The sequence below is a fragment of the Streptomyces sp. CNB091 genome, from assembly GCF_000377965.1.
This window is the reverse complement of the sequence record NZ_KB899012.1, coordinates 81335-98666: the sequence shown is the minus strand read 5'-3', so window position 1 is coordinate 98666 and position 17332 is coordinate 81335. Positions and strand designations below refer to the sequence as shown.

Annotated in this window: 12 protein-coding genes; 8 read left to right on the top strand and 4 right to left on the bottom strand. The window is 71.9% G+C overall.

Annotation, left to right across the window (positions count from 1 at the left end; genetic code table 11):
• The first annotated feature begins 13 nt into the window (after positions 1-13).
• Together D581_RS0132155 and D581_RS0132150 are read left to right on the top strand one after the other, a co-directional pair.
• The gene (locus D581_RS0132155) at positions 14-889 is read left to right on the top strand and encodes an arylamine N-acetyltransferase (RefSeq protein WP_018961231.1); all 876 of its coding nucleotides are present in this window, start codon (positions 14-16) and stop codon (positions 887-889) included.
• A gap of 374 nt (positions 890-1263) precedes the next feature.
• On the top strand, positions 1264-2145 hold the full coding sequence (locus D581_RS0132150) for a YceI family protein (RefSeq protein WP_032753413.1): 882 nt from the start codon (positions 1264-1266) through the stop codon (positions 2143-2145).
• A gap of 39 nt (positions 2146-2184) precedes the next feature.
• On the opposite strand, the gene D581_RS0132145 is transcribed toward D581_RS0132150, so the two are convergent.
• Complete coding sequence (locus D581_RS0132145; RefSeq protein ID WP_026291098.1) at positions 2185-2430, bottom strand: hypothetical protein; 246 nt, start codon at positions 2428-2430, stop codon at positions 2185-2187.
• Between the two features lie 105 nt (positions 2431-2535).
• Here D581_RS0132145 and holA point away from each other — a divergent pair, with 105 nt between their 5' ends.
• On the top strand, positions 2536-3522 hold the full coding sequence (gene holA / locus D581_RS0132140; protein ID WP_018961228.1) for a DNA polymerase III subunit delta: 987 nt from the start codon (positions 2536-2538) through the stop codon (positions 3520-3522).
• Between the two features lie 474 nt (positions 3523-3996).
• Here the strand turns inward: holA and rpsT are convergent, their stop codons facing one another.
• A complete protein-coding gene (rpsT, locus tag D581_RS0132135) occupies positions 3997-4263 on the bottom strand; it encodes a 30S ribosomal protein S20 (RefSeq protein WP_018961227.1) in 267 nt (88 codons plus the stop codon).
• A 216-nt stretch (positions 4264-4479) separates the two neighbouring features.
• Here rpsT and lepA point away from each other — a divergent pair, with 216 nt between their 5' ends.
• Positions 4480-6354, top strand: a complete 1875-nt coding sequence (gene lepA, locus D581_RS0132130) for a translation elongation factor 4 (RefSeq protein ID WP_026291097.1) — start codon at positions 4480-4482, stop codon at positions 6352-6354.
• A 272-nt stretch (positions 6355-6626) separates the two neighbouring features.
• Positions 6627-8516, top strand: a complete 1890-nt coding sequence (locus tag D581_RS0132125) for an AMP-dependent synthetase/ligase (protein ID WP_018961225.1) — start codon at positions 6627-6629, stop codon at positions 8514-8516.
• A gap of 284 nt (positions 8517-8800) precedes the next feature.
• On the opposite strand, the gene D581_RS0132120 is transcribed toward D581_RS0132125, so the two are convergent.
• Entirely contained in the window at positions 8801-10012 is a 1212-nt protein-coding gene (locus tag D581_RS0132120) for an MFS transporter (RefSeq protein ID WP_018961224.1), read from the bottom strand.
• A gap of 204 nt (positions 10013-10216) precedes the next feature.
• On the opposite strand from D581_RS0132120, the gene D581_RS0132115 reads away from it, so the two are divergent.
• The 3 genes from D581_RS0132115 (at position 10217) to hemW (ending at position 14394) form a co-directional block, all read left to right on the top strand.
• Complete coding sequence (locus tag D581_RS0132115) at positions 10217-10699, top strand: DedA family protein (protein ID WP_018961223.1); 483 nt, start codon at positions 10217-10219, stop codon at positions 10697-10699.
• 176 nt (positions 10700-10875) lie between these two features.
• Complete coding sequence (locus D581_RS0132110) at positions 10876-12909, top strand: ATP-binding SpoIIE family protein phosphatase (RefSeq protein ID WP_018961222.1); 2034 nt, start codon at positions 10876-10878, stop codon at positions 12907-12909.
• A gap of 243 nt (positions 12910-13152) precedes the next feature.
• Entirely contained in the window at positions 13153-14394 is a 1242-nt protein-coding gene (gene hemW / locus D581_RS0132105) for a radical SAM family heme chaperone HemW (protein ID WP_018961221.1), read from the top strand.
• A gap of 15 nt (positions 14395-14409) precedes the next feature.
• Here the strand turns inward: hemW and D581_RS0132100 are convergent, their stop codons facing one another.
• Positions 14410-17286, bottom strand: coding sequence for an ABC transporter substrate-binding protein (locus D581_RS0132100; protein ID WP_018961220.1), 2877 nt, complete (start codon positions 17284-17286; stop codon positions 14410-14412).
• Positions 17287-17332: the final 46 nt, after the last annotated feature.

The window sequence follows — 17332 nt, the reverse complement described above, 5'->3', positions numbered from 1 at the left end:
GCAGACTGGGCCCATGACCTCGCAGACACCCACGACGTCCGGCGCCTCCGTCCCGGGACCCGACAGCAACGACGTCGGCATCACCCCCGCTGCCGTCGACGCCTATCTCACCCGGATCGGCGCGGACCGTCCGGCGCGGGCCGACATCGCAGCGCTGCGCGATCTGCAGCACCGACATCTGCTCGCCGTGCCCTTCGAGAATCTCTCGGTCCATCTGGGCGAGGACATCGTGTTGGAGGAACGGGCCCTCATGGCCAAGGTGACCGGCGGTCGCGGAGGCTTCTGCTACGAACTGAACGGCGCGTTCGGAGCGTTGCTGCGGGCCCTCGGCTTCCGGGTGACCCTCCTCCAGGCCCGGGTCTTCGGCGACGGCGGCCGCCTGGGCATTCCGTACGACCACATGGCGCTGCGGGTGGAGACCGAGGACGGTACGGGGCCCTGGCTGGCGGATGTCGGGTTCGGCGACAACGCGCTGTGGCCGCTGGCGCTCGACGACCGGGCGGAGCAGGAGGACCCCCGGGGCGTGTTCCGGCTCCGTCAGGCGCCGCAAGGGGATCTGGACCTGCTGCGCGGAGGCTCACGGCAGTTCCGGCTCGACCTGAGGCCGCGGACGCTGCCGGAGTTCCGGGGAGGGGCCTGGTACCACCGCACCTCGCCGGACTCGCACTTCACCCGGTCCCTGGTGTGCTCCCGGTACACGGAGACCGGGAGGGTGACGCTGAGCGGGCGGACCCTGGTCACCACGGTCGGCGGGGATCAGCACCGTACGGATCTGGCCACGGACGAGGAGGTGCTCGCCGCCTACCGGGATCACTTCGGGGTGCGGCTCTCCCGTGTCCCCCAGCTCCGGGAGACGTTCGTGGCGCCGGGGCCCGCCGCCGACCGGTGACACGCGAAACGCTGCGGACGGATGCCACGGACGGACACCAGGGACGGATGCCACGGACTGATACGGAGGGACGGATGCCACGGACGGATGCCGAGGGCGAACGCAGCGGGCGACTGATCCACACCGCGGAACTTGGCATGCGGGCCTTCGGTGACACCTGCGTGCAACTCGACGCAGCTCATCGCACTGCGTCATACGTCCGTACACCTCATTACACCTTGTGGAAGCTTCGTACAAGACCCTCCGAGACCCTCCGTTTGCCTCGAACGCCGCAATAGTGATCGAATGCGTATTCGTCGGCGGGCCACTGATCCGACAAGGACGTCCACATGTCAGGGGCCCGAAGCGTGCAGCGCCCCTGGGGGTACGTAGAGATGTTCGGCCGTTGGCTGGGAAACAGAGGCCAGGCGGGTCGGCGCGGTGGGTCCCTCGCCGGATTCCAGGTGCCCCGTACCGCGGGCGTGCTCAACTGCCGGGTGCTGGACCCGGTCAACGAACCGGTTCAGCAGGCCGAGTTCGTCGTGACCGACAGCACGGGCCGCAAGGTGATCGGCGGTGAGACGGACCCCTTCGGCAGTGTTCTCGCCACGGTCCCGGCGGGTGACTACCGGCTGGCGATCACGGCCGAGGGCTTCACCCCGTTCCACGGAGCGGTGACGGTGACCGAGGGCGCGCACGCCACTCTGGGCGATGTGACCCTCCAGGTGGCGCAGCCGCCGCAGCTGCCCGAACCCGGCGACTGGGACATCGAGCCGAACCACTCGCAGATCGGTTTCACCGCCCGGCACATCGGGCTGGCACGCATCCACGGCAGGTTCAACACCTTCGCCGGGGCGGTCCGGATCGCCGACCGCATGGAGGACTCCGCCATGCACGTGATCATCGACGCGGCCTCGATCGACACCAATGTGCAGATGCGCGACGACCACCTGCGCTCCGGCGACTTCCTCGACGTCGGCCGCTACCCGACGCTGGAGTTCTACAGCGAGCGCTTCGTCCACCGGGGCGGCAGCCGGTGGGGTGTCACCGGGGCGCTGACCCTGCACGGCGTCAGCCGTACCGTGACGCTGGACACGCAGTACCTCGGGATCGGCAACGGCCTGGAGGGCGAGACGCGCGCCGCCTGCCGGGCCACCACCGAACTGCACCGTGAGGACTTCACCCTCACCTGGCAGACCATGCTGGCACGCGGGATCGCCGTGGTGGGGCCGAGCATCGTGATCGACCTGGACATCCAGATCGTGCCCAAGGGCTGAGCGGGCCGGACCGTTCCCGAAGGCCGATCCGGCCGGGCGTCACGGCTTCTCCAGCCAGCCCTCGTACTCCTCCGCGAACGCGTCGAGCGCGGCCGGGTCCAGGCGTCCGGCCGCGTCCTCCACGACCACCAGCCACTGGGCGTCCTCGGCGTCGTCCTCGCCGGCCAGCGCGTCCCGTACGAGCTGAGGCTCCTCGGTGACCCCGAAGCGGTCCGCCAGCTCCCCGGCCACCTCCTCCGCGGCGTCGCGGTCGGGCAGCACCAGTACATGTCTCACATCGCTCACCCGGCCATTCTCCGGTACGGGCGTTCGCGCCCCGCGCACCGGCCCCGCGCCCCGACAGCCCGGGGCCGTCCGGGCTGTCAGTGGGGCGTGGGATGCTGGATCGCGATGGCCACCAGGAAGAATTCCACCGACGATCCGCTCGCGCCCCTCACCCTCGCCGTGGGCCAGGAGGACCTCCTCCTGGACCGTGCGGTGCAGCAGGTGGTGGTGGCCGCCCGCGCTGCCGACGCCGACACGGACGTACGTGATCTGGCGTCCGACCAGTTGCAGCCCGGCACGCTCGCCGAGCTCACCAGCCCCTCGCTCTTCGCCGAGCGCAAGGTCGTGATCGTGCGCAACGCGCAGGACCTCTCGGCCGACACGATCAAGGACGTCAAGGCGTATCTCGGCGCGCCGGTCGAGGAGATCACGCTCGTCCTGCTGCACGCGGGCGGCGCCAAGGGCAAGGGGCTGCTGGACGCGGCGCGCAAGGCCGGGGCGCGGGAGGTCGCCTGCCCGAAGACCACCAAGCCCGCCGAGCGGCTCTCCTTCGTACGGTCGGAGTTCCGGGCGCACGGGCGGTCCGCGACACCGGAGGCCTGCCAGGCGCTGGTCGACTCCATCGGCAGCGATCTGCGGGAGCTGGCGAGTGCGGTGTCCCAGCTGATCGCGGACGTCGAGGGCACGATCGACGAAGCGGTCGTCGGGCGCTATTACACCGGGCGGGCGGAAGCCTCGTCGTTCACCGTCGCCGACCGGGCGGTCGAGGGGCGCGCGGCGGAGGCGCTGGAGGCACTGCGATGGTCGCTGTCGACCGGGGTCCCGCCCGTCCTGATCACCAGTGCGTTGGCGCAGGGGGTACGGGCGATCGGGAAGCTGTCCTCGGCCCGGGGCGGCCGGCCGGCCGATCTGGCCCGGGAGCTGGGTATGCCGCCGTGGAAGATCGACCGGGTGCGGCAACAGATGCGGGGGTGGACGCCGGACGGGGTCGCTTCGGCCCTTCGGGCCGTGGCTGCGGCGGACGCGGGGGTGAAGGGCGGGGGGGACGACCCCGAGTACGCCCTGGAGAAGGCCGTCGTCGCTGTTGCGCGGGCCGCGCGGGCTGGGCGGTAGGCCTCTCGGGGTGGAGTGGGGTGGGGTGGGGGCGGTTCGCCGTGGGGTTCGCCGCGGCGTGCGGGGCCTTTGTCAGTAGCGGTTCCGTCCTCAAGCGCCGGACGGGCTGGGTTTGCCTCGGCACCGTGCTGGGAGCGTGCGGGGCCATGTGCGATCGCCGGGTCCGTCCTCAAGCGCCGGACGGGCTGGATGTGCCCCGGCGGCGCGCTGGATGTGACCCCGGACCGGGCTACGTGGGCCACCATGCGCGCTGGGCGGGCCCCCGGGCGGGCACTGGATGTCGCCTCACGTGCGGAAGCCCCGGTCCTCGATCTGGGGAGATCGGGGGCCGGGGCTTCCGGGTCACACTTGGGTGCGCCGCACCCGCGTGGCGAACGCAGGTTCGGTGTGCGGCGCGGGGTGCCGGTCAGGGGCGGGAGAGAGGGCCCGTCTGGTCCGTTCCGGCGGTCACATCAGTGAGCTTCGGGAAGAAGCTCAGGCCTGCAGGGCGGCAACCTTGGACGCCAGCGCCGACTTCTTGTTGGCGGCGGCGTTCTTGTGGATGACACCCTTCGAGACAGCCTTGTCGAGCTGACGGGAAGCGTCGCGGACGGCCGTGGTGGCCTTCTCGACGTCACCGGCAACGGCGGCCTCGCGGGCCTTGCGGATCGCGGTCTTGAGCGACGACTTGACGGCCTTGTTGCGCAGGCGCGCCTTCTCGTTGGTCTTGTTCCGCTTGATCTGGGACTTGATGTTCGCCACGAATAGAGCCTTTTCAGGTTCGTTGGATCTTCCAGGTGAGCCGCGCCGCTCGTGAGAGCCACGAGGCACAGCTGTCCACGGTAGCAGTCACCCTCCGACCGGCCCAAACCGGTCGCTGTCCCGCAGGCGTGGGACGATGGAGCCTACGTATCGATCCGACCGACCCGACATCGACCCGAGACACGGCGTTCGGCGTCTCAAGAATCAGGACCCTGCGTGCCCGCGACTCCTTCCAACGTGCCCGAGCCGAGCCGTACCGACCCGGCGCTGATCCGCAATTTCTGCATCATCGCGCACATCGACCACGGCAAGTCGACCCTCGCCGACCGGATGCTTCAGCTGACCGGAGTGGTCGACCAGCGGCAGATGCGTGCTCAGTACCTCGACCGGATGGACATCGAGCGCGAGCGCGGCATCACCATCAAGTCCCAGGCGGTCCGGCTGCCCTGGGCCCCCAACACGGGTGAGGACACGGGCACCACCCACGTCCTCAACATGATCGACACCCCGGGCCACGTGGACTTCACCTACGAGGTCTCCCGTTCGCTCGCGGCCTGCGAGGGCACGGTGCTGCTGGTCGACGCCGCGCAGGGCATCGAGGCCCAGACGCTGGCCAACCTCTATCTCGCGATGGAGAACGACCTCACCATCGTCCCGGTGCTCAACAAGATCGACCTCCCGGCCGCGCAGCCGGAGAAGTTCTCCGAGGAGCTGGCCAACCTCATCGGCTGCCAGCCCGAGGACGTGCTCAAGGTCTCCGCGAAGACGGGCGTCGGCGTGGACGCGCTGCTCGACCGGGTCGTGCGGGACGTGCCGGCCCCGGTCGGCGTCGCGGACGCCCCCGCCCGCGCGATGATCTTCGACTCGGTCTACGACGCGTACCGCGGTGTCGTCACCTATGTCCGTGTCATCGACGGGCAGCTCAACAAGCGCGAGCGCATCCGGATGATGTCCACCGGCGCCACCCACGAGCTGCTGGAGATCGGGGTGTCGTCCCCGGAGATGACCCCGGCCGACGGCATCGGCGTGGGCGAGGTCGGCTACATCATCACCGGGGTGAAGGACGTCCGGCAGTCCAAGGTCGGTGACACGATCACCTCGCTGCACAACGGGGCGACCGAGGCGCTGGGCGGCTACAAGGAGCCCAAGCCGATGGTGTTCTCGGGGCTCTATCCGCTGGACGGGTCGGACTACCCGGACCTGCGCGAGGCGCTGGACAAGCTCCAGCTCAACGACGCCGCCCTGGTCTACGAGCCGGAGACCTCCGCCGCGCTCGGCTTCGGCTTCCGCGTCGGCTTCCTCGGCCTGCTCCACCTGGACGTGGTCCGGGAGCGGCTGGAGCGCGAGTTCGGCCTCGACCTGATCGCCACCGCCCCCAACGTGGTCTACCGCGTCGAGATGGAGGACGGCACCGAGCACGTCGTCACCAACCCGAGCGAGTTCCCCGAGGGCAAGATCGACAAGGTGCACGAGCCGGTCGTCCGCGCCACGGTGCTGGCCCCGAGCGAGTTCATCGGCGCGATCATGGAGCTGTGCCAGAACCGGCGCGGCACCCTGCTCGGCATGGACTACCTCTCCGAGGACCGGGTCGAGATCCGCTACACCCTGCCGCTCGCGGAGATCGTCTTCGACTTCTTCGACCAGCTGAAGTCGAAGACCCGGGGTTACGCCTCCCTCGACTACGAGCCCACCGGCGAGCAGTCGGCCCAGCTCGTCAAGGTCGACATCCTGCTGCACGGCGACAAGGTGGACGCGTTCTCCGCGGTCACCCACAAGGACAAGGCGTACGCGTACGGCGTACGGCTCGTCGCCAAGCTGCAGAAGCTCATCCCCCGGCAGAACTTCGAGGTGCCGATCCAGGCGGCCATCGGCGCCCGGGTCATCGCCCGGGAGACCGTCCGCGCCATCCGCAAGGACGTCCTCGCCAAGTGCTACGGCGGTGACATCTCCCGTAAGCGGAAGCTGCTGGAGAAGCAGAAGGAGGGCAAGAAGCGGATGAAGATGGTCGGCAACGTGGAGGTTCCGCAGGACGCCTTCATCTCCGTCCTGTCGACGGACGAGTCCGCGGGTGAGAGCAAGGGCAAGAAGTAGTCCGCTCTCCAAGGGCCCTCATGCCGCAGCAGTACCGGCGTGGGGGCCCTTTCGTTATGAAAGCCGCGGTCCGTTGCCTCTTACGTGGCGGACACGCGCGCTCTACTCTGATCACGACTCGATGGTTACTGGTCAGTTAAACAAGCCCGACCAAGCAGGTTGCGCAGAAGCACGGGAGCAGTAGGCAGTAGGCGGTGGGCAGGAGCACCACGGCAGCCAGCCGCCGTATCAAAGAAGCCGGTCGTAGCAATGCCGCAGGCCCGGAGGACGTCGTGAGCGACACACAGACCTTGATCGATAACCGGCCGCCCTCCGTGGCGGCCCTCTTCATCGACCGCGTGGCGGCGACCCCGGACGGGGAGGCGTACCGCTATCCGGTGCCGTCGGCCTCGGGCGCGGGTCCCGACGACTGGAAGTCGCTGAGCTGGGGCCAGGCCTCGGAGCGGGTCTACGCGATCGCCGCCGGGCTGATCGCCCTCGGCGTGCGGCCGGAGGAGCGGGTGGCCCTCTCCTCGGCCACCCGGGTGGAATGGATCCTCATCGACCTCGGGGTGATGTGCGCGGGCGCCGCGACGACCACCATCTACCCGTCCACGAACGCCGAGGAGTCCGCCTTCATCCTGGCCGACTCCGAGAGCCGGATCCTCATCGCGGAGAACGCCGAGCAGCTGGCCAAGGCGCGGGAGAGCCGCGCGGACCTGCCGAACCTCGCCCATGTCGTGGTCATCGACCCGGCCGGCGTCGAGCCCGCCGATGACGACCCCGAGGGCTGGATCATCACCCTCGCCGAGCTGGAGGCCCAGGGCGACGAGCTCCTCGCCAAGACCCCGGACGCGGTCACCGAGCGGGTCGCCGCGATCACCGCCGACCAGCTCGCCACGCTCATCTACACCTCGGGCACCACCGGCCGCCCCAAGGGCGTACGGCTGCCGCACGACAACTGGTCGTACATGGCCAAGGCCACCGTCTCGACCGGGCTGATCAACGCCGACGACGTGCAGTACCTCTGGCTGCCGCTGGCCCACGTCTTCGGCAAGGTCCTCACCTCCGGCCAGATCGAGGTCGGCCACGTCACCGCCGTCGACGGCCGTATCGACAAGATCATCGAGAACCTGCCGGTCGTCCAGCCGACCTACATGGCCGCCGTCCCCCGGATCTTCGAGAAGGTCTACAACGGGGTCGCCTCCAAGGCCCGCGCGGGCGGCGGAGCCAAGTACAAGATCTTCCAGTGGGCCGCCGGAGTCGCCCGCGAGTACGCCAAGGTCTCCCAGGACAACTTCCGCCGCACCGGCAAGGCGTCCGTCCCCTTCGCGCTCGGCGCCAAGCACAAGGTCGCCGACGCCCTCGTCTTCTCCAAGATCCGTGAGGCCTTCGGCGGCCGGCTGCGCGCCTGCGTCTCCGGCTCCGCCGCCCTCGCCCCGGACATCGGCTACTTCTTCGCGGGCGCCGGCGTCCACATCCTGGAGGGCTACGGCCTCACCGAGACCAGCGCCGCCTCCTTCGTCAACCCGGGCGAGGCCTACCGCACCGGCACCGTCGGCAAGCCGCTCCCCGGCACCGAGGTGCGCATCGCCGAGGACGGCGAGATCCTGCTGCGCGGCCCCGGTGTCATGGAGGGCTACCACAACCTGCCCGACAAGACCGAAGAGGTCCTGGAGTCGGACGGCTGGATCCACACCGGGGACATCGGCGAGCTGTCGGTCGACGGCTACCTGCGCATCACCGACCGCAAGAAGGACCTGATCAAGACGTCCGGCGGCAAGTACGTCGCCCCGGCGGAGGTCGAGGGCCAGTTCAAGGCGGTCTGCCCGTTCGTCTCCAACATCCTGGTGCACGGCGCGGACCGTAACTTCTGCACCGCGCTCATCGCGCTCGACGGCCCCACCCTCCTGGGCTGGGCCGCCGAGAACGGCCTGGAGGGCAAGTCGTACGCGGAGGTCGTCGCCGCCCCGCAGACCGTCGAGCTGATCGACGGGTACGTCAAGCGCCTCAACGAGGGACTCCAGCGCTGGCAGACCATCAAGAAGTTTCGCCTCCTGCCGCGCGACCTGGACGTCGAGCACGGCGAGCTGACCCCCAGCCTCAAGCTGAAGCGGCCGGTCGTCGAGCGGGAGTACCGGGGCCTCATCGACGAGATGTACGCGGGCTCGCGCGAGGCCTGAGCCACGGGGCCGGCGCGAGGGCTCGGCCCCGGACGGGCACTGGCGGGGCGGCCGGACACCTGAGGTGTCCGGCTGCCCCGTTCCGGCTGCCCCGTTCCGGCTGCCCGGTTCTGGCCGGCCCGCCTGGCAGGGAGTGGCGCGCCGCGGACGTCGACGTGCGCGCCGCGCCGGTCGTTCGCCGCGGGGGGCGAGGTCAGCCGCGCCTACTTCACTCGCGCCGACCTCGCAGGTGCTCGCAGGTCCGCGCCATTCAGCCGCGCCGTCCTCGCAGGTCCGCGCCGAGTTCAGCCGCGCCGACCTCGCAGGACCCTGGCGAGGACCACCACCAGCAGCCCGGCGCAGGGGATCACCAGCAGGCCGGCGCGCAGGCTGGTCGCGTCGGCGACGTAACCGACGACCGGCGGCGACAGCAGGAAGCCCAGGCGCATGAGCCAGGAGACGATCGTCAGACCCGATCCCGGTTTGAGCCCGGGCAGGGCGTCGGCTTCGTGCATCGCCGCGGGCACCAGCGTCGCCACCCCGAATCCGGCCAGGGCGAAGCCCAGGATGGTTCCGGGCAGCGTCGGCACCGCCAGGGCGAGTCCCATGCCGACCGCGGTGATCAGGCCGCCGGTCCGGGCCACGGCACGCTGACCGAAGCGGTCGACGAGGCGGTCCCCGATGATGCGCCCGATGAACTGGGCACCCACCAGGGCGATGAAGCCCCAGGCGGCGAGTGCCGCGGAGGCGTGCAGGGTGTCCGTCAGGTAGAGGGCGGCCCAGGAGTTTCCCGCGTCCTCGACGAGCGCGCCGGCCGTGGCGATCAGAACGAGCGCCGCCAGCACGTACCCGACGCGCGAGGCGCGCGAGGCGCCGGCCGCTCCCTCGGCGCTCCGCCGTTCCGGACCGGTCTCCGTCTCCTCCGGTTCGCTGTCCGGGCCGGGCAGGCAGAAGCGCCGTGCGGTCACGGCGGCGAGAACGAGGACGGTCGCCGAGATCGTGAGGTGGGCGCCGAGCGACAGGCCCAGCGACATCGCTCCGGCGGCCATCAGCCCTCCGGTGACGGCGCCGATGGACCAGATCGCGTGGAACGAGTTCAGGATGGAACGCCCGTAGAGCCGCTGCACCCGTAGACCGTGCGCGTTCTGTGCGACATCCGTCAGTGCGTCCATGGCTCCGGCCAGGAACAAGGCGCCCGCGAACAGCGCGGGCGACGGGGCGAGGCCGGCGGCCAGGATCCCCATCGCCGTCAGCAGGGTGCCGACGACCGCGACCCGCGCCGAGCCCGCGCGGCGGATGAGCACCCCTGCCGCGAGGCCGGCCGCGATGGCGCCCGCCGGGAACGCGGCGACCGCCAGTCCGTAGGCGCCGTTGCCGATCGCCAGATCGTCCTTGATCTGGGGATACCTCGGCAGCAGGTTGGCGAACACGGCCCCGTTGGTGAAGAACAGGACGGCTACGGCGGTCCGCGCGTTCCGCTCGGCGCGGAGAGGACGTGCCTCGATGTCGACGGTCATGCGGAGGACCCTAACCTCGGAGCGTACGAACGTACACTCTTTCGGGCGATGAATCCCGACCGATCGGTAAGTATTTCACCCGGACGACGGCGGCCACCGCCCCGCGTCCGCCCGGTGCGCGTTCGGTTAGGCTGGCCTTCCTTGGTGGGCCCGGGTGGTGACGGAGAACGCGGGCTTCGGGCCCGCGCGCGAGGTGGGGGCAGTGTGGAGAGGATCGCGCTCGCGGCCGGGGCCCTGTACGTCATCGTCCTGCTCCGCGCCGGAGGGACGTTCGCCGTCGGGTGGCTCGCGGGAGCCGGCGCCCGGCGAGGCAGGTTCGCGGGGCTGACCTCTTCGGCGAAGTTCCGGCGCGCCGAGCGCGCGATCCAGCGGTGGGGCGCGCCGGTGGTCGCCGTCTCCTTCCTGACCGTCGGGTTCCAGACCGCCGTCAACTTCCTCGCGGGCAGCATGCGCATGCCGTTGCCGCGCTACCTCCCCGCGCTGTTCGTGGGCGGAGCGGCCTGGGCGCTGATCTACGCGACCGCGGGGCTCGGCGTGCTGGAGGTCCTGGGAAGGCTCTTCGCGGAGCGGACGGCCCTCGGGGTGTCCGCCGTGGCGGTGCTTCTCCTCGTCGTGTGCGGGGTGGTGGTGTACCGCAGAAGGAGGGCGGCCCCGTCCTCCGGCGACACTGCCGCCGACGCATCGTGAATCCGGTCGGCGAAGGGCTTCCATGGCCTCGATCCGGCTCCGGCCCTCGCGGTGACGCGTTTCCGAAGCGTTGCGTTCGAGTCCGCTCGATTTTCTGCCCACTTCGGTAACTCGGTGCTTATGGATGCGGCCGGTCTGTCACTCTGTCGGTGTCGTCGGACCGTAGGAGCCGCACCATGGCGCCCATCCCCTTGCAGCGGGACATCGTGCAGCGTCCCGGCACCACCCGTGCCGGGCTCGCGCACGGCCCGCGCCTGGCCAGCCGCACCAGCCTGCCCGGCATACCGCTCGCCCCGTCCGCCGCCCGCCGGTTCGTGCGGGCCGCGCTCGCGGAGTGGACCGGGATCGGGGTCCCCGCGGCCGTGGGCTTCAGCGACCGGCTGGCCGACGACGCCGTGACCGTCACCAACGAGCTGGTCACCAATGCCGTGGTGCACGCCGGGACCACCGTCGACCTGGTGCTCAGGCTGGAGGAGGAGGGCGGCGAGGAGCCGTCCGCCGCCCTCGTCCTGGAGGTCACCGACCACCACCCGGCCCGCCCGGTGAGCGGCGACGAGCCCGGCGCGGGACCCGGACCGGCCGGGGTGAGCCCCGGGGAGCTGCCCGATCCCGCGGAGTACGGCCGTGGCCTCCAGCTCGTCGCCACCCTCGCCGACTCCTGGGGCATCACCTACCGCACCGGCCTCAAGACCGTCTGGGCCCGCCTCCCCGTCGACGACTGGAGCGCCCCGCCCGCCCCGCCCGACGGGGAGGCACTCAGACGTGGCCTGCGCGCCGCCGAGATCCTCGCCCCCGCCGCCAGACGCACCGAGCGCGACGACGCGGTCTGGGACAGCCGGGGCGCTCCGGCCTTCCTCGCGGAGGCATCCGACCTGCTCGCCGGGCAGCTCGACGAGGACCTGGTGGCCGCCATAGCCGGCCAGCTCCTGGTGCCCCGGCTGGCGGACTGGTGCGCGATCTGGCTGGAGGCCGAGGGCGGGGGACCGGCCGCCGAACCCCGGCTCGCCCGCGTCTGGCACAGCGACGAGACCGGCACCGAGCCCCTGCGCGCCGTCCTGGAGCGGGAGCCTCTGCGCCTCCCGGCCGACGTGGGCTCCGGCCCCGTCCCCGTCCCCGTGCCCTGGCCCGCCCACCCTGTCGAGGAGGACCGGAAGGAGGGCGGGGAGGGCCGGGAGAAGGAAGGAGAGGGCGGGGAGGGCCGCGAGGACCGGCAGGCCGCTCCCGCGCCGCCCCCGCACCCCGGCGGCCGGGACGGGGCCGCGCTCGCCTTCCGCATCACCGCCGGTGGCCGGGCGCTCGGCACCGTGCTCGTGGGCCGCGAGGGCGTCGCCCAGGTGCCGGAGGCCGTCGCCTCGCTGATCGAGGACTTCGTCCGCCGACTCGGCCTCGCCGTGGGCGCGGCCCGTGCCTACACCCGCCAGGCCACCATCAGCCGGATCCTCCAGCGCGGACTGCTCCCCAGCAAGGTCGCCGAGATCCCCGGCGTCACCAGCGCCCTCGTCTACGAACCGAGCGACGACGGGGTGGTCGGCGGTGACTTCTACGACATCTTCGCGTGCCCCGGCGACCGCTGGTGCTTCGTCCTCGGCGACGTCCAGGGCAGCGGCCCCGAGGCCGCCGTCGTCACCGGCCTCGCCCGCCCCTGGCTGCGGCTGCTCTCCCGGGAGGGCTTCGGCGTCGGGGAGGTCCTGGACCGGCTGAACCGGCTGCTCCTCGACGACGCCATGGAGGCCGCCGAGGCCGCCGCCCTGATGGTCGCCGCCGCCGGGGGCCAGCAGCTCCACGACGGCACCCAGTCACGTTTCCTCTCCCTGCTGTACGGGGAGGTCGTGCCGCTCCCCGACGGCGGGGTCCGCTGCACGGTGGCCAGCGCCGGGCACCCCCTGCCGCTGCTGCTGCGCCCCGACGGCTCCGTACGACCGGCCGCCGAGCCCCAGGTGCTGCTCGGGGTCGTCGAGGACGTGGCGTACGAGAGCCAGGGCTTCGACCTCGCGCCCGGGGACACCCTGCTCTGCGTCACGGACGGGGTGACCGAGCGCCGGTCGGGCCCGCTGATGTTCGACGACGGGGACGGGCTGGCCCGGGTGCTGGCCGGGTGCGCCGGGCTGCCCGCCGAGGCGACGGCCGAGCGCATCCGGCGGGCCGTCCACGAGTTCGCCGAGCAGCCCCCGGACGACGACGTGGCCCTGCTGGTCCTGCACGCGCACTGACCTGCATGCGGACTGGACGGGTCGGCACGCGAACTGACCTGCCCGCGGACTGACCGGGCCGGCGCGCGCGAAGCCACCCGGTCCGGGGAGCCACCGGGTCGGGGGAGCCACCCGGCGGGGAGCCGCCCGGTCCGGGAAGTGACCCCGTCCGGGAAGTGACCCCGTCCGAGAAGCCACCCCGTCCGAGAAGCCACCCGGTCCGGGGAGCCCACCCGGTCTGGGGAACTCCCGCGGCGAGCGACAATGGTCGGTATGCCTTCCGTACTGCCCGATGGTGAGCCCGTGCCCGACGACGGGGCGCTGCCCCGCCACGCCCTGGAAGGCGCAGCCGACCGCCCGCTCGGCTTCTACCTGCACGTCCCCTACTGCGCCACCCGCTGCGGCTACTGCGACTTCAACACCTACACCGCCACCGAGCTGCGCGGCTCCGGCGGGGCCCTGGCCTCCCGCGACAACTACGCCGCCCACCTGATCGAGGAGGTCCGCCAGGCCCGCAAGGTCCTCGGCGACGACCCCCGCCCGGTGCGCACGGTCTTCGTCGGCGGCGGCACGCCCACCCTGCTGCCCGCCGCCGACCTGGTGCGCATGCTGGCGGCGATCAGGGAGGAGTTCGGGCTCGCGGACGACGCGGAGATCACCACCGAGGCCAACCCGGAGTCCGTCGACCCGGCCTACCTCGCCGCGCTCCGCGAGGGCGGCTTCAACCGGGTCTCCTTCGGCATGCAGAGCGCCAAGCAGCACGTCCTGAAGATCCTGGACCGCACGCACACCCCCGGCCGCCCCGAGGCCTGTGTCGCCGAGGCCCGGGCGGCGGGCTTCGACCACGTCAACCTCGACCTGATCTACGGCACCCCCGGCGAGTCCGACGACGACTGGCGGGCCACCCTGGACGCCGCGATCGGCGCGGGCCCCGACCACGTCTCCGCGTACGCCCTGATCGTCGAGGAGGGCACCCAGCTCGCCCGCCGCATCCGGCGCGGCGAGATCCCGATGACCGACGACGACGCGCACGCCGACCGCTACCTCATCGCGGACGAGGCGTTCGCCGCCGCCGGCTTCGACTGGTACGAGGTCTCCAACTGGGCCACCACCGAGGCGGGCCGCTGCCTGCACAACGAGCTGTACTGGCGCGGCGCCGACTGGTGGGGCGCGGGCCCCGGCGCCCACAGCCACGTCGGCGGGGTCCGCTGGTGGAACGTGAAGCACCCCGGCGCGTACGCCCAGGCGCTCTCCGAGGGCCGCTCACCCGGCGCGGGCCGCGAGATCCTCGGCCAGGAGGACCGCCGGGTCGAGCGCATCCTGCTGGAGCTCCGGCTGCGCGAGGGCTGCCCGCTCTCCCTCCTGAAACCCGACGGCCTCGCCGCCTCCCGCCGCGCCCTGACCGACGGGCTGCTGGACCCGGAGCCGTACGGGAAGGGCCGCGCGGTCCTCACCCTGCGCGGGCGGCTCCTGGCCGACGCCGTCGTCCGCGACCTCGTCGACTGAACCGGCCGGGCCGCCTCACGGCCGGCAGTCCTTGACCGTCAGCGGGGGCGCGACCCCGGCAGGCTTGCCGCAGACCACGGTCCGATCGGCGTTCGGCTTGGGACGGACCACCTTGACGATGTTGAGGCCGTGCACGTTGTCGGAGACCGAGGACCGCGTCCGGCTGAACGAGATCGTCCCCGTCGGCATGTTGTTGAGGTCCACCGTGTGCAGGGTCGCCCAGGTCTCCGCCGCGCTCCGGCGCTTGTCGCCGCGGGCCGCCGCGTCGTACAGGGCGGCCGTCGCGCTGTAGGAGATGACGGTCTGCCCGCTGGCGAACAGGCCGTCCTCGTACGCCGCACCCCCCGACGCCAGCGCGGTGACCTCCCCCTCGGGGTGCAGCGCCCGCAGCGTGCGGTACGCGTCCCCGTAGAAACCGAGGTTCTTTCCCCGGTCCAGCGGAGCGAGCGAGCTGTGGTAAAGCGTGACGTTGGCCGCGATGGAGGTGCTGGCGTCGAACGTCCCCTTCGTCAGATCGTCCCCGGTGAACACCGTCATCCGACGGTCCGAGCACCCGGTGGTCACCGACAGGCCCCGCATCAGCGTCGGTACGTCCTCGACCCGCCCCGCGAAGTACAGCGCGTCGGGGACCCGCTCGGCCCGGCAGATGGTCGTCAGCGGGGCGTTCAGGCTCGCCCCGCCCGGCAGGTCGTACGGCACGTCCTTGCCCAGATCGAAGCCCGCGTCGTGCAGCATCTGCCGGCCCGCGTCCCGCTGCTCGGCGGTGTACCGGTCCAGGTCCCCGTTGCGGTCCTCGCGCGACAGCACGAGCGCGTGCGGACGGTCGAGGTCCTTCGCGATCTGCCGGGCGACCAGCCCCAGCGCGTGCGTCTGCTCCTCGTCCGTCGCCGCGAGGCCGAAGTAGTTGGGGAACTCCCGGGGCAGGTCGCTGCTGGAGTTCGTCGTGTTCACCACCGGCAGCCCGGCCTCGCGCAGCAGCTTCACCGCGTTGTCGCTCTCGTCGGTGTTGCGGCCGAGACCGACCACCCCGACCACCGTCGGGTCCCGCCGGGCCACCTCGATGATCTTCCGCACGGCGGTGAGCTGCCGCAGCATGTCCTCGCCGCCGTTCGCGGTCAGCACCCGCAGCTTCACCGACCGGCGCAGGGTCTTGTTCACCTCCCGCTGGTGGAGATAGACGCCGGTCAGCTCCTCCAAGCCCTTGCGGGTCTCCTCCCGCTCCTTCCCCGTGGCGGTGAGCGGACCGGCGTACACGACCGTCACGTACGTGTCGTCCGGTTCGATGTCGTCGTTCTCGTCCCGGATCGCCTGCTCGATCCGCTCGAAGGTGATGCCCTCCCCGGCCCCGTTCAGATCCAGGTCGTTGCCCCGCGCGAAGCGCACCTCGGGGGCGGTCGCCACCCCCACGCACTCCCGGTCGTCCCCCTTCCCGGCCCAGATCGCGTCCGTGTTCCGGTCGGTCAGCGGCCCGTGGCAGTACGTGTCGCGCCAGTGCCCGGCCCACAGGAACGCCCCCAGCAGACTTCCCACGACGAGCACGGCGATGCTCGCCCGCGACATCACCCACCACGCCCAGGTCCGCCGCACCCGGTGGGTGACGAGCTGCGCGTGCGCGTGCTCGTGGGTCAGCTTCTCGGTGGACAGCGGCAGCAGCAGCACCCACGCCAGGGTCGCCGCCGCCCCCGGCGACTGGCCCAGACTCAGATCGTCGACCCAGCGCTCGTAGCGGGCCCGCGCCCCGGACGAACCGGACGGCGCACCGGGCCCCGGCCGCTCCGGGGGCAGCGGCGGCGTGTGCCGCATGATCTCGGGCGCCTGGAGCGAGGCGAGCAGCAGCAGCGGATCCACCTCGCTGCGCCGCGACCGTACGCTGTTGATCGCGTTGATCAGCAGGATGCCGCCGTTGTCCTGGGTCGCCCGGGGCAGGAACACCACCGGCGGGACCGTGCGCTTGCTGCGCCGCCAGTCCAGGGAGTGCGGGCGGTAGTTGTGCCGCAGGTCCTCCAGCAGCGCCTGCACCCGCAGCTCCAGATGGAACTGGCGCGCGTACTCGTCGCCCGCGCCCGCGTCCGCCACCCGCTCCGCGACCGCCGCCGCCCGCGCCCGGATCACCCGCCACGAACCGCTCGGCGACAGCCACGACCAGCCGTCCGACGGATAGCCGGTGCTGGAGGCGGCCAGGGACGAGGTGGTGGCGAACCACCGGCTGGCCCGGCGCAGCCACAGCAGCGGCGGCGCGGCCCGGCTCGCCAGGCCCACCACGGCGAGCCCGATCAGCGCGACGGCCGCCACCAGGGCCGTCAGCAGCCAGTCGATCTCCCCGAGCAACACGCTGAGCAGGGCGATGAAGAGCGCGCCGACGAACGTCTCGGGCCGCACCGACTGCCGCAGCGAGGCCCACCGGGTGCCGCCGCGCGGCCGGCCGGACCGCCAGCGCAGCCGGCTCAGCTGTTCCAGGATCCGTTCCTCGCGCACCTCGGAGGTGTTCCCGTCGGACTGCTCGACCACCGTCGCGGTGGCCTGCTCGATCGCCCCGAGCAGCCGGGAGCGGGGAAAGGCGAACGTCTTGTACTGGGTGTTCTCGCGGGTCTCCCACGGCTTCTCGGAGAGCGTGCGCACCAGGTCGAGCGCCGCCTCGTACGGGGTCGCCCCCTCGCCGTCCAGCAGCCGCACCGGCACCCGGCGCAACTCGTTGGCCCGGTGCACCTGATGCACGAGCTGCTCCACCCGCGCGTCGATCTCCGGCCCGGCCCCGGCGTCCGCCGCCTGGACCACCACGAGCGGCATCACCGGCCGGTTGACCCGGTACCGGTCGATCAGCTGCTGTATCAGATGGAAGACGGCCGAGGCCGCCTCGTTGTCCGCACTGTCCCGCCAGACCTCGCGTGCCATCGGTACCCGCCCTTCCCCCGTGAGCCCTTCGGCCCGTGAACCGCCT